Source organism: Pantoea sp. (genome assembly GCF_028283705.1).
Lineage (GTDB): Bacteria > Pseudomonadota > Gammaproteobacteria > Enterobacterales > Enterobacteriaceae > Pantoea.
The window spans coordinates 207928-228833 of sequence record NZ_JAPWKD010000019.1 but is presented as its reverse complement, the minus strand read 5'-3'; the positions used below and the strand labels follow the sequence as shown (position 1 = coordinate 228833).

Genomic DNA, 20906 nt, shown 5'->3' with positions numbered 1-20906 from the left:
GTGTAAATGCGAGCATTGCTTACGCCTGAAGTAGCCCCACGCACGGGAATTGTACTTCTAAAGCCGGGGAGTGATCTGCTCCCCTTGTTCCGTGGCCGTGTTCTGATATGCACGCCACCGGGAGAGCTGGCAAGCCTGCCATCAGGCTTAATCAATGACAGCAGCCAGCCATTACTGGACGAAAAAATACTGGCAGGATTCTTTAATGATGACCGGGTAATCAAAGCCGCTGGTGGATGGGAAGCCCATGATGCATGGGTGCAAAAAATTAACGCCTGCCAGCTTCAGAAAAAGGATTCATATCATCATCCGCATTACACTACCTTGCGGACCGAATTGGGCACGGTTTGCCTGTGCTATCACGATGATAACTACTGCCGTGCGAATGGGTTGCCTGTGCAACTGGAAGCGGTTGCATCAGGGAACATGGCGCGATGGGTCATTGAATCAGCCTGCATTCAGATGGGGTTAGGTTCGGACCATCGGATGACATTACCGGAGCTGTGCTGGTGGGCCTGCCTCAATGACTTTACGGACCTGATACCTGAAGCACCAGCGCGCCGTGTGCTGCGAATGCCAGTAGAGACAAAGGCTACCGGCCCACTGAAGGAATCGCATATCCAGCCTGAGCGCGCAGCGCGGGAAGTGATACAGGAAGCGGTTGAGGTAGTTAAGGCGGTCATCAGCCTGGCTATCGATCCTGAGTCACCGGAATCATTCATGAAGCGGCCAAAGCGCCGCCGACTGGAAAATGAGAAGTACACACGATGGGTCAAAGCGCAGACATGCGCCTGTTGCAATAATCCAGCAGATGACCCGCATCACATCATCGGACACGGACAGGGAGGAATGGGAACAAAGGCACACGATTTGTTTGTGATACCGCTTTGCAGGGCGCATCACGACGAACTCCACCGCAACCCTGGTGAATTCGAAAACAAATACGGGAGCCAGACAGAACTGCTGTTGAGATTCCTGGATCACGTCATAAGCATTGGCGTAATCGGGATAGCAAAAAAATAAATCGGTATGGAGAAATAATGATGCGTGACATGTCACAAGTTTTGGATTGCTGGGGAGCATGGGCATCAGCTGATAGCAGCGGCGTTGATTGGCAGCCAATTGCTGCAGGTTTTAAGGGATTAATTCCACATGGTAAAAACGCAAGAGTTCAGTGTTGTGATGACGACGGTATTGTTATTGACAGCTGCGTTGCAAAGCTAAAAAAACATAAACCCGAAGAATATGAACTCGTCATAGCACATTACGTGATAGGAATTTCACTACGAAGTATTGCAAAAAAAAGGAAGTGTTCTGATGGTACGATTAGGAAAGAGCTGCAAACAGCAGAGGGTTTCGTAGATGGATGTCTTTCTGTACTTGATATCAAGTTAGAGATGCAATGAAAAGAGGCCCGGCAAGGGCCTTTTTTTTATGCAATTCGCTTTGAGTTTGACCTGTATCTAACTTGTGTAAGCTCTGAGTTGAAATAGTCTTCATCAAGAAAGTCTAGTAGCTCTTTTATTTCTTTTTTTGATGTTGGCATTGTTATTTTCATTGCCGGTCCCGCACCAGATGTGATTAGTGGGAAGTTTAAATTCTGAGCTGCGCTTAATATCTTGCTTACAGGGATTGATTTTAATATCCCGCTTTTGTTAATAAGTGAAACTTTCTTTCTGATCACGTTGTCGGCAACAGCATCAAGGTTGAATCCTTGAGGTACGTCGAATGCAGGCTCTTTCGTAAAGTTATCTAGATCGGTTTTTGTTGCAATTGCAAAATACTGGTTCATATCAAATATACTGCGAAGATTTGTAAAGCTTCGGAATTTTATCCTTTGACCATCAATTATTGCAACAAGTTTATCATCTAAGTTAAAGCCCAGCAGGTCAGACATGCTAAATACATTTTTATTTAGCCATAAGTATTTTGAGGCGGATAGTATTTGTCTCTTGCTAAAAGTCTGTATTGCGATTTTATCTTTATTATTTGGGAAATCTGGTGCCATGAACATTGCTGTTACTGTGTCAAGGCCTATTGAATTATCCCACTTTGGAATCGCAGTGCTTCTGTTTATGGCGTCAAGCAATGGTGCGGCTTCTTGAAAACCAGTGATTGAATGGCACTCATCGGAGCTTGGAATGTATCCTGCCTCGAAAGGCAGAACTTTATGATATTGAGTTTCAAAGTCTGCTTCCTGTTTTCTGAATGCAGACGTTATCTTAGTATCGGTTTTTTTATCTGTATCAACCCTATAAATCCTCACAGCGGAAGTTTTATTCATTATCGCAAAAAGTGCCATTTTAATTCCTTATTACGTGTATAAATGTGTAGTCAGTTAGTTGTATTACCTCGAAATCTTTTCCCTGTACGTCAGTAATAACTTTTTTTGATATTAAAACAAACCCCACTCCAGTATCATCTTCAGCTTCATAAAACTTATAGCCCAGAATAGAGATTAGGGGGTTGAAGTTATAGTTTTCTGAAAAGCTCACATAAATAAGTAAGGATGCATAGAAAAATAACGCATACTGCCATTTGTCTGCAATTGAGTCAGTGCCAAGCAAAGGAAATAAATAACTCAGGAAGTAGTTTGTTACCTCTTTATTGGCTGGAGAAATTGAACTTATGTTTTTAAATAATGGTGTTATGTTTTGTGATGCATATCTTAGAAAGAAAACCACGGATATAAAGCTTACCAGACATACAGCAAACGACGACCAGATGAGCCACGGCTTGCACTTCATAAATCCTATGAATATTAAAGTTATGCTAACTGGCGCAATTGAACTGGCAGTGAGTAGAATGCGTGCGAGCTTGTTCATTTTTCTTCCTAGTAGGGTGCTGTATATAAATACAGTATACGTGCGCACTTCCTTTCTGTCCTTTTTTCTTACTCCAATTTTTTTTAAGTGTCATCACTTTTTTACTAACGCGTACGCAAAAGCTTAGGTAACCTGTTAAGAGTGGTCACTTAGACACGCAGCTTAAACATTGAAACCCTGCCTTATGGCGGGGTTTTTTAGTTTCTACGCAATACCAAAGGCGCTAAAGCATGACGGGTTCATAGCCCAATCCATGCTGGTAGCTGCAAATACCCAGCGCCTTTCATATTGTGGTGAATCCACAGCAGCATTATCCCTGCGGCTGACGAGCCAGGTCATTACCGCCGATGTGCGTCAGGGTCTTAATAACACGCTAAGCAGCGGGGTGGCGCCCGCACTTTTTCTTATGCCAGCCATTGAGCTGGCTTTTTTATTTTCTGACTACAGACAGCGCCGACCGTAATCACGGAGGTGAGAGACCATGAAAATGCATAGCATCCACACCTGGGCAGAATTCTGGGAATTACTTCGATCGTGGTGGGCCGGTGACGTCCCAGCTGGTGGTGTAGCAATGGCGATCGTTATTACGGTCCTGCGTGTGGCTTACACAGGCGGCGGCTGGAAAAAAATGTTACTTGAAGCTCCATTATGTGGGCTGGTGACACTGTCAGTTTATTCCTCACTTAACTATTTTGGCCTGCCCACGGAATTGGCTGTTGGGATAGGCGGTAGCATTGGCCTGATTGGTGTTGAGCAAATCCGCAATCTGGCTATCCGAGTTATCAACTTCCGCTTTGGTGGCGGCAACCCACAGGCGTAATCCATGAATCAGACACAATTTCAGCAGGCGGCTGGTATCAGCGCCGGGTTAGCTGCGCGCTGGTTTCCGCATATTGATGCGGCCATGAAGGAATTTAGCATCACCGCACCGATTGACCAGGCAATGTTTATTGCTCAGGCCGGACATGAAAGCGTCAGTTTCAACAGGCTGGTTGAGAGCTTCAATTACAGCGTTGCAGGGCTGGCTGATTTCGTTCGTGCCGGAAGATTGACGCAGGATCAGGCTAACTCGTTAGGTCGCCGCCCGAATGAGTCATCGCTACCACTGATTCGCCAGCGAGCAATCGCCAACCTGGTATACAGCAAACGGATGGGAAATAACGCGGCAGGTGATGGCTGGTTCTATCGCGGTCGCGGCCTGATCCAGATAACCGGTCTGACTAACTACCGCAATTGCGGCAACGGCCTGAAGGTTGATCTGGTGGCAAAGCCAGAGTTACTGGTGGATGACGCTTACGCTGCACGAAGCGCCGCATGGTTCTATTTCACTAACGGCTGTCTCAGGTATCCTGGCGATCTCAGCCGCGTTACGCAGATTATCAATGGTGGACTTAATGGCCTTGATGATCGTCGCGCCCGATTTACTAAATCCTATTCTGTTCTGGTGGTGTGACATGCGCTTAGTCGAAGACTGGAAACGCTGCTGGCGATGGTTCTCTGTCCACAGCCTGGTACTTGCTGGTGCAATACCGCCAACGTGGGCATCACTCTCTGATGACCTGAAATCACATATTCCGGCTGAATACATGGGAACGGTCACGGCTGTGGTCGCCCTGTGTGGGGTCATTGGTCGCCTCGTAGACCAGAGAAAGCGGCCATGACAGCAGAGATTAAGGCGGGGATCGTCATCGTTCTTCTAATCATGCTGTTTAGCCTGATTGGTGCCGGTGGCTATTTCGGCTATCGGTACAAAAGCAACAGTGTCCGGGCTGATACTGCCGAGCAGAATCTTAATCTGGCGAAAGACACGATTAACGATATGCAGGTACGGCAACGTGATGTAGCGGCGCTGGATAGTAAATACACGAAGGAGTTATCTGATGCTCAGGCAACTATCGATCAGCTGCGTGCTGATGTTGATTCTGGCAAGCGTCGGTTGCAGCTCAGCGCGACCTGTCCAACAAGCAACGCCACCGGCCCCACCAGCGTGGATGATGCAGCCAGCCCCCGACTTACTGACTCCGCTCAACGGGATTATTTCACCCTCAGAAGCCGAATCGAAACAGCCGGAAAGCAAATAGCTGGTCTTCAGCAGTACATCAGAGAGCAATGTCTTAACTAAGGAAAAATGAAATGACCTTTTATGAAAGTGTAGCGCTGTGGTTCTCCTTCTTCGTATCCGTGCTTTACCTGATCGCTGGTGGTTGGGTGAAGATTCGCAATTACATTAAAGCCAAAGCGCAGGCTAAAGCCGATGCAATTGAGCTGGAAGTACAGACACGCCTGAAGGCTGCACAGGCAGCAACAGCAGATGCCCCGTCAGCAACAGCTACATCCGTAGCTGGCTCAGTTAATAACTTTCAAGCTACAGCATAGTTAATCATCTGAATCGATTGTATATTTCAGTAGCAACTTTTATCAAAGCATCATGTTGAGTTGTGAATTACACTCATTTGGTTACAGCTATGAGGTAATTGAAATGAAAAGTAATGAATCAGCTTACATTGATGACACAGGTGAACTGGCCGTTATTGATATTTTTGACTCAGTCAGACACGTTCCGCTTCCGGAAGTTGATACACCTGAACAACTGATTCAGCAACTCCAGCTGTTGACCTCGCAAAGTAGTTTCAGTCATAAAGCACTGGATATGGCTTTTGAGGTAATGGCTGAAAAAATCGGCCTTGGTGCCGGTTGCTGATTCGGTGGGTGAGTTTAATAAGTTTTCATCACAAGGCGCATTTGCGAGTGCGCCTGATGATGATTTACTGCTCATATGTAAATTAACGAATGGATGTTCATCAATACAAGCTATGAGCTACCCATTGTGTTAGGGTCAGTTTTTAACTACCCGCCGCGGGATCGCATATGAAAAGCGTTATAGTCTTCTTCAATCTTGAGCCTGCCGAGGTCATTAGTGTAATGCGAGGCGTTACCTCAATTGGCCGTAATTATCCCAATGGTGATAGAATTCAACTTCCAATAATGTCAGCCGGATTTCCATCTTTAACAGGGGACTCAAAAATTGTTCATATCGCCTCTGACCGGACCCTAACCAGTGATGAAATTCTGGAAGCGGCTAACAAAATGTTGTGAATAGTTTTAACTTAGTTTACTCCACCACCGTCTTCGGACGGTTTTTTAATCCTCCGCCAGGGATAACGGTTTACTACGCTATTAAGCATTGCGGACAGGTGTAAATCATGCGAGGACTCTCTCACAACTGGAATACTCTGTCAGCAAAATACAAATTAGTAGGCTAAGCTTCTTCATAAACCAACTAGGAAGAGTATGAGCTGATTTTGAAGAATATCGATATGAATTTTTTCGCTATTGAAATCAAAAAATTAGCCGCTGAATACCAATCGGGCAAAGTGCTTCAAGAAGTGAAAGCAGATGTGGATGGATTAATCCAGTCAATCAGAGAGAGTATTGGTCCTGATAAGAAGGTCCAGATTGAGCAATGGTCAATTCTGCTTGAAGCGTTAGAGGGGTATCGGAATAGCAGAGCTGACCCGGCATGGAGCATCGTGATATCGCATGCAGTTAGGAGGATAAAAAGTCGGAGGAGTAGTGCGAAGTTCAGTAGAAGGCGCTTTGCTGGTAAAAATCCATCCACTTATAAATAAAGCAAACCACTTAGAAGGTATATCTATAATGACCAGCTTTCCTGAAAGTTTACTGGCCGCCTCCGGGCGGTTTTTTCTTATCTGAAGGAAGGCAACTACCACATGACTGAAATCAGATTTGTGGTGGTCGGCCATCACACCCGCAGTTATGCCGCTGTTCAGCTGGCTAATTCGATTGGCGCTCATCTGCTGATTGATGATTAACGCAGGGGAGCCAACTGGAATCATCACCGTGCTATTGAGTGGGCTGCACAACAGGACTGCCGCGTTGTCATTCTTGAAGACGATGCACAGCCGGTTGATGGCTTTCGCCTGCTGGTTTCCGAATGGCTGGAGCGATTCCCTGATGATCTGGTGAGCTTCTACCTAGGCACCGGCAGACCACCGCAGTACCAGAAAGAGATTGCAGGGATGCTGGTTGAAACAGACCGCACCCGCGCGAGTCACATCGTAATGAGTAAGCTAATTCACGGTGTCTGTTACAGCCCGCCACAAAGCAGCCTGCAACAGATAGTCAGTAGATGGAATCAGACCAAAGCCGCTGATTATGCTGTCGGCGATGCATACGGTGGATGTGTCATTTATCCATGCTATTCACTCGTTGACCATGCCGACCTGCCAACGGTTGAGCGTCACCCGGACAATGAGCCGAGGACAGAACGCCGCAGAGCATGGAGACTGGCATGAAAACGCTCAACGCTGGGTTAATCAGGCGGTTATGGCTTTTTTGACCTGAATCTCTCAAGACCAGAAAACACCCGTGGGGTAATTGAACCGGTTACCAGTATTGATGGTTCAGGCTTTGACTGAATTTTATACACTGCAATCTGAGCCTTGCTCAGTATCTTTTCTGGTGCGAGGTCTGACACGATTGAGTATTCAGATGTTGGCAACTCCCACCTGATTCCATCAATACCAAGACTTCGTGAAAAACCTTCCAGTTTCATTTGCTTATGGAGGTTTTCATATTTATTGCTTTTATCTGCATCATGCAACTCAACGCGTACCGTGTAATTGATCATAAGAACTCCTGTAACAAGGGCTTATTAAGATAATTCCTAATCGGTAAAGCGACAATGTTTTTAATGGATTGGGATATGAAAGAACCCCGCATCTACGGCAGCAGATGGGATAAAGCTCACCTGCGATTCCTGCAACAGCATCCGCTGTGTGTGATGTGTGAACAGCAGGGAAGGATCACAGCGGCCACGGTTGTAGACCACATCGAACCACACAAACTGAAAGACGCGCTGAAGACTGGCAACAGCCAGGCGATATCGAAAGCACAGCATTTGTTCTGGAGTAAAGACAACTGGCAATCGCTGTGCAAAGCGCATCATGACTCAACCAAACAGAGAATGGAGAAAAGCGGAACCGTCATCGGCTGCGATGCTAACGGCTACCCGCTCGTTCCTGCTTCTCACTGGAGTAAGTAATGACGGCAGATGAACAAACCATTCTGATGTTCAGAGGATTGATCGCATCACTCCCTGAAGAGAGTCAGGCAAAGGTAAAGCAGGCAGAGAAACAGATTCGTGACCTGCTGCCAATTTACCCGGAAGGCGAAGCATTCGTGGCGATGGGATTGATTGGCGCAGAGCTTCAGGGTGATGAGATGGTTACTGTCACCAAGTGAAATCATTTCATTTGCAATGATATTGATTCTCATTTGACGGTGGGGGAGGGTAAATCTTCAAAGTGTTTGCTCCAAATGACCGCCGCCAAAGTTTTATTTAAACGCTAACCCGATTTTTTCAGTTTTAAGGGTGTTGACATATGGCAGAAAAAAGAACCCGCTCCGACAGTTCAGCGGCAGCGGTTCGGGCCATGCAAAATGCAACCGTGGACACCATCCAGCCCCCGGTTCATGCGGGTCTGGAAAAAAAAGCCGAACCATTCTGGCACGACAATATCAGATCGAAAGCGCTGGACAGCTGGACGCCAGCCGATCTCCTTGCCGCCGCTGAACTGGCAAATAATCAGCTTTATATCACCGTTTTACGCAAGGAATTGCGCAAAGAAGAGCGGATCAGAGGTGAAGAGCGCGCTGAGGGGGTTATCAAGGATTTGCGCAAGCAGATCACCGAATTGCAGCGAACTATTCTCGCCCAGCGCCGTGACCTGCAAATCCATTCGCACGCCACCAACGGTGAGAGCCGCGACCAGCAGAAACGCAATCAAAATGATCGTGATGCCCGCAGCACCAAAGAGCAGCACGACAGTGAAGAAGACAACCTGATCGCCTTCCCCAAACACGGATAACAGCCTATGACGCGAGGTGAGCGTGTAATAGCGTTCATCGAACGTTATTGCATAGTGCCGGAAGGCAAGCTAATCGGTCAGCCTATGCGGCTTGACCCGTTTCAGAAAGATTTCATCCTGGCTGTGTACGACAACCCTGTCGGCACGGACATGGCGATTCTGAGCATTGCCCGTAAAAACGGGAAAACCGGCCTGATAGCCGGAATACTGCTGGCGCACCTGGTGGGACCGGAAGCGGTGCAAAATACGCAGATAGTGAGTGGTGCACTCAGCCGTGAACAGGCCGCAATCGTTTTTAACCTCGCGGTCAAGATGGTGAACCTTAGCCCGCAGTTGCAGGAAATAGTCAGCATCACCCCGAGCGGGAAAAAGCTGATTGGCCTGCCCTGCAACGTCGAATACAAAGCGCTGTCGGCAGAAGGGAAGACAACGCACGGGCTTTCGCCGGTGCTGGCAATTCTGGATGAAACCGGGCAGGTGCGCGGGCCGCAGGATGATTTCATTGATGCTATCACCACGGCGCAGGGTGCGCATGAAAACCCGCTGCTGATTGTCATCAGTACCCAGGCGGCAAATGACGCTGACCTGCTCAGTATCTGGATTGATGACGCGGTGAAATCAAAAGACCCGCACATCGTCTGTCACGTTTATGAAGCCCCGAAAGAGGCGGATATCAGCCAGCGCGCATCATGGCTGGCGGCAAACCCGGCGCTTGGTACGTTCAGGTCAGAAAAAGACATGGCGCGCCAGGCGGAAAAAGCGGGGCGCATGCCGAGCTTTGAGAACACCTTCCGCAACCTGAACCTTAACCAGCGCGTTTCAACGGTATCACCGTTCATTTCCCGCAGCGTGTGGGAGGTATGCGGGGAGTCACCGATTAACACGCCGCGTAAATGGTATGCGGGTCTGGATTTGTCAGCCCGTAACGACTTAACCGCACTTGTAATCGCCGGGGAAGCAGATGATGGGGTATGGGACATTTTCCCCTTCTTCTGGACGCCGGAAAAAACACTTGAAGAGCGAACCAGAACGGACCGCGCACCGTATGACGTATGGGTGCGGGAAGGCCTGTTGCGGACCACGCCGGGCGCATCGGTGGATTATGCCTTTGTGGTGAACGATATCGCGGAAATTATCGGTGATTTTGACCTGGCATCGATGGCGTTTGACCGGTGGCGTATTGACCAGTTCAGGAAAGACGCTGATGCGATTGGCCTGTCCCTTCCGCTGGTGGAATTCGGGCAGGGTTTTAAGGATATGGGACCAGCGGTAGACACGCTTGAATCGCTGATGCTCAACGGGCGGGTCAGGCACGGCATGCACCCGGTGCTGACCATGTGCGCCGTGAATGCGGTGGTGGTGAAAGACGCTGCCGGTAACCGAAAACTCGATAAATCCAAAGCAACAGGCCGCATTGACGGCATGGTCGCCATGACCATGTCTGTAGGCGCGGCTAACGGGGAGGTCACTGAGCAGGGTGGTGACTTTGAAGACTTCATTTTCAGACCACTGAGCATGTGATGGAAGAACCAAAATACACAATTGACCTGCGAACCAATAACGGCTGGTGGGCAAGGCTTCAGTCCTGGTTTGTGGGCGGTCGCCTGGTCACTCCCGAACAGGGATCGCAAACCGGGCCGGTTTCGGCATATGGCCATCTTGGTGATTCCGCCGTAAACGATGAGCGAATTCTGCAAATTTCGACGGTGTGGCGCTGTGTCAGCCTGATTTCAACGCTTACCGCGTGTTTACCGCTTGATGTGTATGAAACCGACAAAAGCGATAACCGCAGCAAAGTTGGCCTGGATAACCCGATGGCGCGCTTGCTGCGCTATTCGCCTAATCAGTACATGACCGCCCAGGAATTCCGGGAAGCCATGACGATGCAGCTGTGTTTTTACGGTAATGCCTACGCGCTGGTGGAAAGAAACGGCGCGGGTGATGTGATAAGCCTCCTGCCGCTTCAGTCCGCCAGTATGGACGTGAAGATGGTCGGCAAAAAGCTGGTGTACCGGTATCAGCGCGACAGTGAATATGCTGATTTTGCCCAGAAAGATATTTTTCACCTGAAAGGATTTGGTTTTAACGGTCTGGTCGGCCTGTCACCGATTGCTTTTGCCTGTAAATCGGCAGGGGTGGCGGTGGCAATGGAGGATCAGCAGCGTGATTTCTTCGCCAACGGTGCGAAGTCTCCACAAATCCTCTCCACGGGTGAAAAGGTGCTGACAGAAGCCCAGCGCACGCAGGTTGAAGAGAATTTCAGGGAAATTGCGGGCGGTCCGGTTAAAAAACGCCTGTGGATTCTGGAGGCGGGTTTCTCAACCTCAGCAATCGGCGTCACGCCGCAGGATGCTGAAATGATGGCGTCCAGAAAGTTTCAGGTCAGCGAACTGGCCCGGTTTTTTGGCGTTCCTCCGCACCTGGTGGGCGACGTTGAAAAATCTACGAGCTGGGGCAGCGGTATCGAGCAGCAAAACCTCGGTTTTCTTCAGTACACCCTGCAACCCTACATTTCCCGCTGGGAAAACAGCATCCAGCGCTGGCTGATTCAGCCTGCTGACGTTGGCCGGTTTCACGCGGAGCACAATCTTGATGGCCTGCTTCGTGGTGATTCTGCTTCCCGCGCCGCCTTTATGAAAGCGATGGGAGAATCGGGCCTCCGGACAATCAACGAAATGCGGCGCACTGACAACATGCCGCCTTTACCGGGCGGTGACGTGGCGATGCGTCAGGCGCAGTACGTGCCGATCACCGATTTAGGAACCAACAACAAGCCCCGCACTGACGGGGCTTAATTTTTTGGGGGCCGTGATGCCTGAGATTGTAAAAACGCTGTCTTTTGATGAAACGGAAATCAAATTTACCGGCGACGGTAACCAGGGGATTTTCGAAGGGTACGCCTCTGTGTTTAACAACACGGATTCAGACGGCGACATCATCCTGCCGGGCGCATTCAAAAGCGCGCTGACGAACCAGACCCGCAAGGTCGCCATGTTCTTTAACCATAAGACGTGGGAATTGCCGGTGGGTAAATGGGATGCCCTGACGGAAGACGATAAGGGGCTGTATGTGCGCGGGCAGCTGACGCCGGGGCACAGTGGTGCAACCGACCTGAAAGCCGCCATGCAGCACAAGACGGTTGAGGGCATGTCTGTCGGCTTCTCTGTCAATAAAGACGATTACTCAATCGGTACCAGTGGCCGCATCTTCAAAAACATTCCGGTGCTGCGCGAAATCAGCGTGTGCACCTTCCCGGCCAACGAGCTTGCAGGCGTAGCCGCCATGAAAAGCGTCGATGGCATTGAAACCATCCGTGATGTTGAGAACTGGCTGAGGGATTCAGTCGGCCTGACCAAATCACAGGCAGTCGGGTTAATCGCCCGGTTTAAGTCAGCGATTCGGAGCGAGTCCGGAGGCGACGAAAACGAAGCACAAATTAACGCTCTGCTTGAGAGCATCAAATCATTTCCCTCAAATTTAGGAAAATAACATGTCCGAACTCGCGCAAATCCAGAAAGCCATCGAAGAGTCACAGTCAAAAATGACCCAGCTGTTCGATGCACAGAAAACAGAAATCGAAAACACCGGCAGAGTTTCAAAGCAGCTTCAGGATGACCTGGCGAAAGTCAACGAAGAGCTTCAGAAGTCCGGTGCCCGTCTGTTTGACCTTGAGCAGAAACTGGCTTCCGGTGCCGAAAACCCGGAGGCGAAAAAATCTTTCTCTGAACGTGCAGCTGAAGAGCTGCAGAAGTCATGGGACGGCAAACAGGGCAGTTTCGACGCCAAAACCTTCAATAAGTCGCTGGGCAGTGATGCAGCATCTGCCGGTAGTCTTATCCAGCCGATGCAGGTGCCGGGTATTGTGATGCCGGGCCTGCGCCGTCTGACTATCCGTGACCTGCTGGCGCAGGGCCGCATTTCCAGCAACTCGCTGGAATACGTGCGTGAAGAGGTATTCACCAACAGCGCTGACATCGTGGCGGAGAAGGCGCTCAAGCCTGAATCTGATATTACCTTCAGCAAACAGACGGCAAACGTGAAGACGATTGCGCACTGGGTGCAGGCTTCCCGTCAGGTGATGGACGATGCTCCGATGCTGCAATCTTACGTCAATAACCGACTGATGTACGGCCTGGCACTGAAGGAAGAAGATCAGCTGCTTAACGGTGATGGTACCGGTGATGATCTGGAAGGTATCAACCATGTTGCCACTGCGTATGACACCACGCTGAATGCAACCGGTGATACCCGCGCAGACATCATCGCCCACGCCATCTATCAGGTGACCGAGTCTGAATTCAGCGCTTCCGGCATCGTGCTTAACCCGCGCGACTGGCACAACATCGCGCTGCTGAAGGATAACGAGGGCCGCTACATCTTCGGTGGTCCGCAGGCGTTTACCAGCAACATCATGTGGGGCCTGCCAGTGGTGCCGACCAAAGCGCAGTCTGCCGGTACGTTCACCGTGGGCGGCTTTGATATGGCGTCTCAGGTGTGGGACCGCATGAATGCGACCGTGGAAGTCAGCCGCGAAGACCGCGATAACTTCGTGAAAAACATGCTGACGATCCTGTGCGAAGAACGCCTGGCACTGGCTCACTACCGCCCGACTGCAATCATCAAGGGCACTTTTGCTTCTGGCTCCTGATGGGGAGGGCGGGGAAACCCGCCCTGTTAATGTATGGCGATAGATGTACTGGATGTTTTAAGCCTGAAACTGCTGAAGCAGCATATTGAGTTTGAAGAGGACGATCGCGACGAGCTGATCACCCTCTACGCTCAGGCGGCGTTTGATTACTGCATCCGCTGGTGTGATGAACCGGCATGGAAACTGGCTTCAGATATTCCCGCTGCTGTTAAAGGTGCGGTCCTGCTTTGCTTTGCAGATATGTTTGAGCACCGCACAGACCAGAGTGAAGTGCAGCTGTATAAGAATGCGGCAGCGGAGCGAATGATGTTTATTCACCGTAACTGGCGCGGGAAAACCGATGATCAACTGGAGGAAGGCAGCTGATGGAACCCGGACGTTTTCGCCACCGTGTCACCATTCAGAATTCGCGGCAGATCAGAACGCCGTCAGGCCAGCCGCAGGATGAATGGTATGAGAGTGCAACCGCCGTTCCTGCTGAGGTTAAGGCGATCAGCGGGCGTGAACTGATGACGGCAGGCGCTGAAAAATCGGAGGCGACTATCCGCGTCTGGATGCGATACCGCCAGGATATTACTTCCGCGTCGAGACTGGTCTGCACCAGTGGGCCGCTTAAAGGCATGGTGCTGGATGTTTCCGGCTCACCCGTACCGAACGGAAATGGCACGCGCCTGGAAATTCTCTGTAAGCAGGGGGTGAAGACGTGATCGATACGAAACTGGATTTTTCCAGCCTGCTGGATTTGACCGATGACCTGATGGCGCTCAGTAAGGCCGAAAACCGCAAGGTTATGCGTGATGCGACCCGCGCCGCCGCTACTGTCTTTAAAGATGAGGTGGTGAAGCGTGCGCCGGTACGATCGGGCAGGCTGAAGAAAAATATTGTTGTGATGACCCAGCGTGATCGCAGCGGGGATATTTCCTCCGGCGTTCATATTCGCGGGACCAATCCGCGCACCGGTAACAGCGATAATAAGCTGAAAACCAGAGACTCCCGCAACGCGTTTTACTGGCGATTTGTCGAGCTGGGCACCTCAAAGCAGCCCGCCGTGCCGTTTGTCCGGCCTGCGTATGACGCCAGGCAGGAAGAGGCGGCAAAAGTCGCTTTTGCCCGTGCTAACCAGGCGATTGATGAGATTCTGACAAAATGACAGAAGCGCAAATCTATTCGCTCATTGGCGGTCTGGCGGGTGGTCAGGTTTATCCCTATGTGGTGCCGCTTAACCCGCAGGGTGACCCGTCTGTTTCGCCGCCGTGGGCGGTATTCACTGTAGTGAGTGAAGTCTTTGGCGACACGCTATGCGGACCCGCCGAGGAAACCGGCACGCTCCAGGTGGATGTGTACGCACTGACCACTGACGAGGCGAGGAACATCCGCGAAGAGGTTGCCGTTGCACTGGCACCGCTGCAATTCACCCAGCTGAATAAAACCAACAGCTACGAAACGGACACCGGTTTATACCGGGCCACGCTGGAGATACAGAGCCAGCAGTAATCAACCCTCTCAATAACGACCGGCGAAAGCCGGTTTTTTTATGCCCGGAGAAAAGCATGACCAGCAAATATGAAGTAACGAAGGGGATGACCTTTGCCGTCTCTGACGCACCGGTAACCGCCGAAGATTTCACTGATGCAGGTTTCCCGACTGCCAGCGTCAACTGGCTTGAAGCTGCCTGTGCAACCAAAGAGATCACGTATACCGGTGGACAGAAAGCCGATATCGACGTGACCACGCTGTGCTCTACCGAGCAGGAGCAGACCAACGGACTGGCCGCACCAGCGGAAATGAGTATTACCCGTAACTGGGTAGGGGATGAAGAAGCGCAGCAGGCGCTTGAAACGGCGTATGCGAATGATGAGTTGCGCGCGCTGCGTATCAAATTCCCGTCCGGTAACGGTTTCTATGTGCTGGTTGAGGTGCGCCAGAGTTCATGGGGTGCCACCACGTCAGCCGTGGCAAGTGCCACTTACTCACTGCGGGTGCGCGGTACGCCGAAACGCATCTTTGCATCCGGTTCGTAAGCGGCTCAGGCCGCTTTATTCCTCTTTTATCTTCCCTTATCTGAGAATTCCAAATGCCGAAAACCGCACAACCCAAATTTTCACTTCGCGCCCTTGCGCTGGCTCCATCGTCAGGGTTTCGCTCGAAAGTCTTCACCGTGCCGGAATGGGGTGACGTAAAAGTCATGCTGCGAGAGCCATCCGGCGAAGTCTGGGTGAAATTCCGCGAGATCATGAACCCGCCAGAGCCGCAGGAGGGTCAGGAGCCGAAGAAGCTGACCTTGCAGGAAGAATATATCCGCAACAAAAAGGCGGATGTCGTGATGTTTATCGATGTCCTGCTGGATGAAGAGGGTAACCGCGTCTTCAGCAATGAAGATGAAGATACCGTGTCGGAAATTTATGGCCCGGTCCATTCCCGCCTGCTGTCTCAGGCGCTGAATCTCGGCATGTCTCAGGAAGTCGCAGAGGCAAAGTAAAAGAGCCGCTGACTTTCTTCCTGATGTCGCTGGCGCTCCGGCTGGGGCGCACCCTCCATGAACTCCGCGAAACCCTGACCGCCAGTGAGCTGAAAATGTGGCTGGCGTTTGATCGCATCAGCCCGATTGGCGACTGGCGCGGGGATATTCAGGCCGCTCAGGTGGTGACTGCTGTCCTGAATGCACAGGGAGCCAAAGCCTCCATGTCGGAAATGGTTCTGAAGTGGGGCATTACTGAAGAAGAGGAAGAGATCAGCGGCCTTGAAGAGTGGATGGGTGGTCTTTAATTCCCGCGCCAGCGGGCTTTATACGGGTGAACTATGGCAACGCTGCGCGAACTGATTATCAAAATTTCCGCGAACTCCAGTTCATTTCAGACGGAAATCGCCCGCGCGTCGCGTATGGGCGCGGATTATTACAAAACGATGGAGCAGGGCGGCAAAAAGGCCGCTGCTGCTGCACAGAACACCCGGCAGGCCATAGCCGAACTGAATTCTCAGCTGGCTACCGTCCAGTCAACGGTAACCGGCCTGGCCGGTGCGATGGCGGGTGCGTTTGCCACCCATCAGCTGATCGAGTACGCCGACACCTGGAATCAGCTTAACGGTCGTCTGCGGCTGGCCTCAACGTCAGCGGATGATTATGTGACTTCACAGCGTACGCTGATGGAAATCAGCCAGCGTACCGGCACATCACTGGAGGCTAACTCCAACCTCTACAGCCGTATCGCTCAGTCTCTGCGGTCGATGGGGTTTGCATCGTCTGACGTGGCGAAGGTGACGGAGACGGTCGCTACCTCGCTGAAACTGTCCGGTGCCAGCACGGAAGAAGCCAGTTCTGTTATCACTCAGCTTAGTCAGGCGCTGGGTTCCGGCGTGCTGCGCGGTGAAGAATTTAACGCCATCATGGAGAACGGCCAGCGCCTGGCAAAGCTGCTGGCTGACGGCCTCGGCGTAACGGTCGGTGGCCTCCGTAACATGGCGAATAACGGCGAGCTGACGACTGATAAAATTGTACCGCTCCTGACTAACGTTCAGGTGCTGCGCAAAGAATTTGAAACCCTGCCCGCCTCTATCAGCGGATCGGCGCAGAAAGTACAGAACGCCTTTATGGCGTGGGTGGGCGGGGCTAATGATGCGGTCGGCGCGTCCTCTTCACTTTCCGGCATGCTCGACAGTCTGGCGAAAAACATCGATACGGTTGCCGACACTGCCGGGTTGCTGGTGGGTATCGGGCTTGCGCGCTATTTCGGCAATATGGTCGGCAACGTTGCGCAGTCAACGGCGGCAGTGGTGTCTAACACCGCCGCTGAAGTGGCGCTGGCACAGGCACAGGTCCGGGGCACACAAATAAGTGTGGCCGCAGCGCGTCAGACACTTTACCGGGCACAGCAGGCGAAAGCCGCTGCGGTATCGATTGAGGCGCAGATAGCCGCCGAGCGCAGTCTGGCGGCGGCACAGACCGGGCTGAATAACGCCATTGCTGGCCGTTCCTCAGCTATGGCAAATCTGACCAATACCGCCTCAGTGATGTCCCGCCTGGGGAGTGGTGTGCTGGGTATCCTCGGCGGCTGGCCCGGCGTCATTATCGGTGCCGGTGCGGCGATGTATGGCCTGTATCAGAACACCCAGCAGGTGCATAAAGAGGCGGTTGGTTTTGCCAATAATCTCGATGAGATTAACGGCAAACTGAAACAAATGTCCGTGCTGGGCCTGAAGTCTACCGCAGCGGATGCCCGGATATCATTACAGGCGCAGCAGAAAGACCTGAACGATCTGGACGCGCAGATTCTGAAGGTGAAAGACAGCCTTTCCGCGCTCGACCAGATTCAGCAGGATTACAACAAACACCCCACGCTGACCTATATCAACACGTTCATGGATCAGGCCGATATCACGGCCAAAAACGTTGAACTGACGGATAAGCTGAACAAGCTGGAGTACCAGCGGGAAGATGCAGCGGCAAAAGTTGCGGGTACGCAAAAGCTGGTTAACGATGCCAGCGATCTGGCCGCACAGAAAGCGGTAGAGCAGGCCGGGGCCGTTTCAATCCTGAAGGGTGCCTATGACCTGCTTAACCGCTCGATGTCTGCGACCGCAGGCGCAACGCCGCCGCAGTATCAGGGACCGGTAGTTTCCACGGCGAACGCGACACCTCAGCAGCAGACAGCGCTGGAGAAAGCCCGCCGTGATAACGAGCTTGCCAGCCTTGACGGACTGGAAAAACTGCATCGTCAGTATCAGTACGAAGCGGATGACCTGAAGCTGACCGGCGCACTGTACACGACCTACGTGTACAACAAGGATCAGGCAGCGAAAAAGGATGCTGCCGCAGCGCAGGCTAAAAAGGACGGCACTGCGGCGACCAATGCGCAGAATAAAGCCGAACGTGAAGCGGCCACGATTGCCGAGAACTATGCCCGCAAGATGGCCGACCTGAGTGTCGCCATTGAAGTGCAGAAGGTTCGTGCCACGGAAGGAGAGAAGGCGGCTGATCTCTATGCTGCTGCGCATCAGGCCGGGATTAAGTGGACGGAAGAACAGCGCAAAGCTATCCGGGACTCCTCAACAGAGCTGGCAACCTGGACACAGCGCGCTGAAGAGAACGTAAAAAAACAGCGTGACCAGACTGAAGCGCTGAAGGATTTAACTGACGCGGCCCGCAAATACCGCGATGAAGCAGCGCAGACGACCGACACTGCAGGCATGAGCGATCTGCAACGCCAGCGTTATGATGAAACGCAGCAAATTGATCGTCTTTTCGATAAAGCTGGCGGGAATAGCAGCACGCAGGCAATCGCAGAGCGCCAAAAGGCGCTGGATGCGCTGGAGAAGAAATACCAGGCCATTTCCGCGACGGAATCCAGCTGGCTCAACGGCGTTTCAAAAGGCTATGAAAACTGGCTGGAGAACGCCAGTAACATATCTGGCACGGTGGCAAGCGGCATCACATCCACGATGGACAGCGCGATGGATAACATGGCCGCGATGCTGACGGGCAGTAAAGCCGACTGGAAAAGCTGGGGGCTGTCTGTTTTGCAGATGATCGCCAAAGTTGCTTTGCAGATGGCGGCAGTCAGTGCAATGAGCGGCGTTGCCAGTATTTTTGGCACCACGCTTACCAGCCTGGGCGGTGCGGCTTTTGGCTCGGTCAGTGCCGGGGCGGCAAGTGGCTCCGTGGGCGCTATGGGAATGCCAACCAGCTTTGCCAGTTATGACGGTGGTGGTTATACCGGAATGGGTGGTAAATATGAACCCGCTGGTATTGTTCATAAAGATGAGTTTGTTTTCACCAAAGAGCAAACGGCCCGTATTGGTGTGGCGAATCTCTATGACCTGGCAAACGGATACGCAAACGGTGGGTATGTTGGCGGGACGGTCCCGTATTCATCCGGGGTCAATCGCGCTACCGGCAGCGGCAATATTAATGTGCAGGTGGATGCGCCAGTCAGTATCACACAGGGCGCAGACAGTGGCGGTGTGAGCAATGCTAATACCACTGCCGCCTCTAAACAGCTGAAAGCGATGATTCAGCAAACTATAAATGAGTGGGCAAGGCAGGCAATTTCTCCTGGTGGATTACTTTACAAAACATAATAACAGCGCCTATCTTGCATACTCACTTTTTTGCACAAGGAAATGATTATGGATGGTGGTGCTTTTTTGTTCTGGTATTTGATATTTGCCGTTGCTGGCGTTGTTATTTGGTATTTTCTCAACCGTGCCAGTGTAAGAGCTAATCGGCAAATTGAATTACTGGAATCAATTGATAAAAAGCTAAATAAAATCATTGATTCGGAATATGACTTATCTGAGGTGAAAGATAAGTCAGCACAGGGATATCTGGAAGAAGCCAGGAAAAAAGCAGGGCTTTAATAAAGCGGAAATCTAAACAGGGCCACCTTCGGGTGGTCTTTTCGTTTCTGGAGATGAGATGGCAACGGATACTTTCAGCTGGTGTGTCAGGATCGGAGCCGAAGAAGAGGTCACGGTAGCGACGCTTCAGGCTCAGTTCGGTGATAACTATAAACAGGTGGCCGGGGTGGGTATCAATCAGGATGCCGAGTCCTGGAATTTATCCTGCAACGGCAAAATTGCCGACATGGCAACGGTGCGCGCCTTTCTGAAATCCCACGTTACCTCCTCTTTCTGGTGGGTGAATCCGTGGGGAGAAAAGAAACTTTATCGGGTAAAAAACGATTCCATCAAGCCGAGTTTTCAGAACGGAATTATTGCGGATATCGCTTTTACCTTTGAACAGTCATTCGCGCCCTGATTGGGCAGTTAACTATCTGAGGCGCTGATGCGCCTTTTTTTATGGGGCGAATATGAGTTTTACGGCAGATATTCAGCAACTGGAGCCGGGTAGCCTCGTCCAGTTGATCGAGATTGACGGCACCGCGTTTGGCATGCCGGATGTGCTGAGATTCCACGCTCACAATATCGCGGAGGCAGACTGGAATGCGTTTGCCGAGGGGCTTCCGGCCATCATCTGGCAGGGAAACCAGTACGACCCGTACCCCTATGAATTACAGGGCGTTGAGCTGTCCAGCACCGGATCACAGCCGACGCCAACGCTTTCTGTGGGTAACGTGGGCAACTACGTTACTTCGCTGTGCCTTCAGTTTGATGACATGGTGAAAGCGAAGGTAAAAATCCACACCACGCTGGCGAAGTATCTGGACGCGGCAAACTGGACTGGAGGCAATGCCAGCGCCAGCCCGACAGATGAACGGGTGCAGGTGTTTTACGTCAACTCGAAGAAAAGCGAGACGCGTACACAGGTCGATTTTGAGCTGTGCTCGCCCTTTGATGTTCAAAGCCTGCAACTCCCCTCCAGGCAGATTACGCCGGTGTGCACCTGGTGCATGCGGGGCTGGTATCGTACCGGCACCGGCTGTGATTACAACGGCGCAAATTATTTTCTGAAGGACGGCACACCAACGGCTGATCCTTCCCTTGATGTCTGCGGCGGGCGGCTCAGTGACTGCCAGCTGCGTTTTGGTTCTGAAAACCCGATTCCGTTTGGTGGCTTCCCGGCTGCAAACCTCCAGAGCAAATAAT

Annotated in this window: 30 protein-coding genes and 1 pseudogene; 28 read left to right on the top strand and 3 right to left on the bottom strand. The window is 51.5% G+C overall.

The genetic code is table 11. The features are described 5' to 3' along the window. Positions 1-6: 6 nt before the first annotated feature. Complete coding sequence (locus tag PW844_RS17280; RefSeq protein WP_299454343.1) at positions 7-1023, top strand: DUF968 domain-containing protein; 1017 nt, start codon at positions 7-9, stop codon at positions 1021-1023. A gap of 20 nt (positions 1024-1043) precedes the next feature. Next, positions 1044-1406, top strand: coding sequence for an antiterminator Q family protein (locus tag PW844_RS17275; protein ID WP_299454614.1), 363 nt, complete (start codon positions 1044-1046; stop codon positions 1404-1406). Between the two features lie 26 nt (positions 1407-1432). Here PW844_RS17275 and PW844_RS17270 read toward each other — a convergent pair whose 3' ends face one another. Both PW844_RS17270 and PW844_RS17265 read right to left on the bottom strand, forming a co-directional pair. Continuing rightward, positions 1433-2302: a hypothetical protein gene (locus PW844_RS17270; RefSeq protein WP_299454340.1), complete on the bottom strand. Its 870-nt coding sequence runs from the start codon at positions 2300-2302 to the stop codon at positions 1433-1435. A 1-nt stretch (position 2303) separates the two neighbouring features. Beyond that, entirely contained in the window at positions 2304-2825 is a 522-nt protein-coding gene (locus PW844_RS17265; protein ID WP_299454337.1) for a hypothetical protein, read from the bottom strand. Between the two features lie 481 nt (positions 2826-3306). Here PW844_RS17265 and PW844_RS17260 point away from each other — a divergent pair, with 481 nt between their 5' ends. The 8 genes and pseudogenes from PW844_RS17260 to PW844_RS17225 all read left to right on the top strand — a co-directional run bounded on the left by PW844_RS17260 (position 3307) and on the right by PW844_RS17225 (position 7141). Further along, the gene (locus tag PW844_RS17260; RefSeq protein WP_299454335.1) at positions 3307-3645 is read left to right on the top strand and encodes a phage holin, lambda family; all 339 of its coding nucleotides are present in this window, start codon (positions 3307-3309) and stop codon (positions 3643-3645) included. Between the two features lie 3 nt (positions 3646-3648). After that, positions 3649-4278, top strand: a complete 630-nt coding sequence (locus PW844_RS17255) for a glycoside hydrolase family 19 protein (protein ID WP_299454332.1) — start codon at positions 3649-3651, stop codon at positions 4276-4278. Positions 4279-4482: 204 nt separating this feature from the next. Next, positions 4483-4947, top strand: coding sequence for a lysis protein (locus PW844_RS17250; RefSeq protein WP_299454329.1), 465 nt, complete (start codon positions 4483-4485; stop codon positions 4945-4947). An 11-nt stretch (positions 4948-4958) separates the two neighbouring features. Beyond that, positions 4959-5201 (top strand): DUF1378 family protein, encoded by a 243-nt coding sequence (locus tag PW844_RS17245; protein ID WP_299454326.1) that lies wholly within the window; start codon positions 4959-4961, stop codon positions 5199-5201. 103 nt (positions 5202-5304) lie between these two features. Continuing rightward, positions 5305-5526 carry a hypothetical protein gene (locus PW844_RS17240; RefSeq protein ID WP_299454323.1) on the top strand — a complete coding sequence of 74 codons (222 nt, stop codon included), beginning with the start codon at positions 5305-5307 and terminating at the stop codon, positions 5524-5526. A 167-nt stretch (positions 5527-5693) separates the two neighbouring features. Next, positions 5694-5921 carry a hypothetical protein gene (locus PW844_RS17235; RefSeq protein ID WP_299454319.1) on the top strand — a complete coding sequence of 76 codons (228 nt, stop codon included), beginning with the start codon at positions 5694-5696 and terminating at the stop codon, positions 5919-5921. Positions 5922-6127: 206 nt separating this feature from the next. Next, on the top strand, positions 6128-6454 hold the full coding sequence (locus tag PW844_RS17230; RefSeq protein ID WP_299454316.1) for a hypothetical protein: 327 nt from the start codon (positions 6128-6130) through the stop codon (positions 6452-6454). Between the two features lie 102 nt (positions 6455-6556). Beyond that, a pseudogene (locus tag PW844_RS17225) lies at positions 6557-7141 on the top strand (hypothetical protein). A 29-nt stretch (positions 7142-7170) separates the two neighbouring features. Here PW844_RS17225 and PW844_RS17220 read toward each other — a convergent pair. After that, a complete protein-coding gene (locus PW844_RS17220) occupies positions 7171-7476 on the bottom strand; it encodes a hypothetical protein (RefSeq protein WP_299454313.1) in 306 nt (101 codons plus the stop codon). Between the two features lie 63 nt (positions 7477-7539). On the opposite strand from PW844_RS17220, the gene PW844_RS17215 reads away from it, so the two are divergent. From PW844_RS17215 to PW844_RS17130, 18 genes are all read left to right on the top strand, one after another. Beyond that, entirely contained in the window at positions 7540-7890 is a 351-nt protein-coding gene (locus PW844_RS17215; RefSeq protein WP_299454611.1) for an HNH endonuclease signature motif containing protein, read from the top strand. Further along, positions 7890-8090, top strand: a complete 201-nt coding sequence (locus tag PW844_RS17210; protein ID WP_299454311.1) for a hypothetical protein — start codon at positions 7890-7892, stop codon at positions 8088-8090. Before PW844_RS17215 ends, PW844_RS17210 begins: the two co-directional genes overlap by 1 nt. Before the next feature lie 140 nt (positions 8091-8230). After that, positions 8231-8716: a terminase gene (locus PW844_RS17205; protein ID WP_367187764.1), complete on the top strand. Its 486-nt coding sequence runs from the start codon at positions 8231-8233 to the stop codon at positions 8714-8716. Between the two features lie 6 nt (positions 8717-8722). Next, entirely contained in the window at positions 8723-10237 is a 1515-nt protein-coding gene (locus PW844_RS17200; RefSeq protein ID WP_299454305.1) for a terminase TerL endonuclease subunit, read from the top strand. After that, positions 10237-11511, top strand: coding sequence for a phage portal protein (locus PW844_RS17195; protein ID WP_299454303.1), 1275 nt, complete (start codon positions 10237-10239; stop codon positions 11509-11511). The genes PW844_RS17200 and PW844_RS17195 overlap by 1 nt, the downstream gene beginning before the upstream one ends. Before the next feature lie 16 nt (positions 11512-11527). Further along, positions 11528-12205, top strand: a complete 678-nt coding sequence (locus PW844_RS17190; RefSeq protein ID WP_299454300.1) for an HK97 family phage prohead protease — start codon at positions 11528-11530, stop codon at positions 12203-12205. A gap of 1 nt (position 12206) precedes the next feature. Further along, complete coding sequence (locus tag PW844_RS17185; protein ID WP_299454297.1) at positions 12207-13364, top strand: phage major capsid protein; 1158 nt, start codon at positions 12207-12209, stop codon at positions 13362-13364. Positions 13365-13397: 33 nt separating this feature from the next. Continuing rightward, complete coding sequence (locus tag PW844_RS17180; protein ID WP_299454294.1) at positions 13398-13730, top strand: head-tail connector protein; 333 nt, start codon at positions 13398-13400, stop codon at positions 13728-13730. After that, positions 13730-14071: a phage head closure protein gene (locus tag PW844_RS17175; protein WP_299454291.1), complete on the top strand. Its 342-nt coding sequence runs from the start codon at positions 13730-13732 to the stop codon at positions 14069-14071. The genes PW844_RS17180 and PW844_RS17175 overlap by 1 nt, the downstream gene beginning before the upstream one ends. After that, on the top strand, positions 14068-14514 hold the full coding sequence (locus tag PW844_RS17170; protein WP_299454289.1) for an HK97-gp10 family putative phage morphogenesis protein: 447 nt from the start codon (positions 14068-14070) through the stop codon (positions 14512-14514). Before PW844_RS17175 ends, PW844_RS17170 begins: the two co-directional genes overlap by 4 nt. After that, entirely contained in the window at positions 14511-14858 is a 348-nt protein-coding gene (locus tag PW844_RS17165; RefSeq protein ID WP_299454287.1) for a DUF3168 domain-containing protein, read from the top strand. Before PW844_RS17170 ends, PW844_RS17165 begins: the two co-directional genes overlap by 4 nt. A 56-nt stretch (positions 14859-14914) precedes the next feature. Further along, positions 14915-15385: a phage tail tube protein gene (locus PW844_RS17160; RefSeq protein WP_299454285.1), complete on the top strand. Its 471-nt coding sequence runs from the start codon at positions 14915-14917 to the stop codon at positions 15383-15385. Between the two features lie 53 nt (positions 15386-15438). Then, entirely contained in the window at positions 15439-15843 is a 405-nt protein-coding gene (locus PW844_RS17155; protein WP_299454283.1) for a phage tail assembly chaperone, read from the top strand. Between the two features lie 23 nt (positions 15844-15866). Then, on the top strand, positions 15867-16130 hold the full coding sequence (locus PW844_RS17150; RefSeq protein WP_299454281.1) for a DUF4035 domain-containing protein: 264 nt from the start codon (positions 15867-15869) through the stop codon (positions 16128-16130). 33 nt (positions 16131-16163) lie between these two features. Further along, positions 16164-19439 (top strand): phage tail tape measure protein, encoded by a 3276-nt coding sequence (locus PW844_RS17145; RefSeq protein WP_299454278.1) that lies wholly within the window; start codon positions 16164-16166, stop codon positions 19437-19439. A 48-nt stretch (positions 19440-19487) separates the two neighbouring features. Beyond that, a complete protein-coding gene (locus tag PW844_RS17140) occupies positions 19488-19718 on the top strand; it encodes a YebO family protein (RefSeq protein WP_299454275.1) in 231 nt (76 codons plus the stop codon). Between the two features lie 58 nt (positions 19719-19776). Beyond that, the gene (locus PW844_RS17135; RefSeq protein ID WP_299454272.1) at positions 19777-20118 is read left to right on the top strand and encodes a phage tail protein; all 342 of its coding nucleotides are present in this window, start codon (positions 19777-19779) and stop codon (positions 20116-20118) included. Between the two features lie 52 nt (positions 20119-20170). Further along, positions 20171-20905 (top strand): phage minor tail protein L, encoded by a 735-nt coding sequence (locus tag PW844_RS17130; RefSeq protein ID WP_299454269.1) that lies wholly within the window; start codon positions 20171-20173, stop codon positions 20903-20905. Position 20906 lies beyond the last annotated feature (1 nt).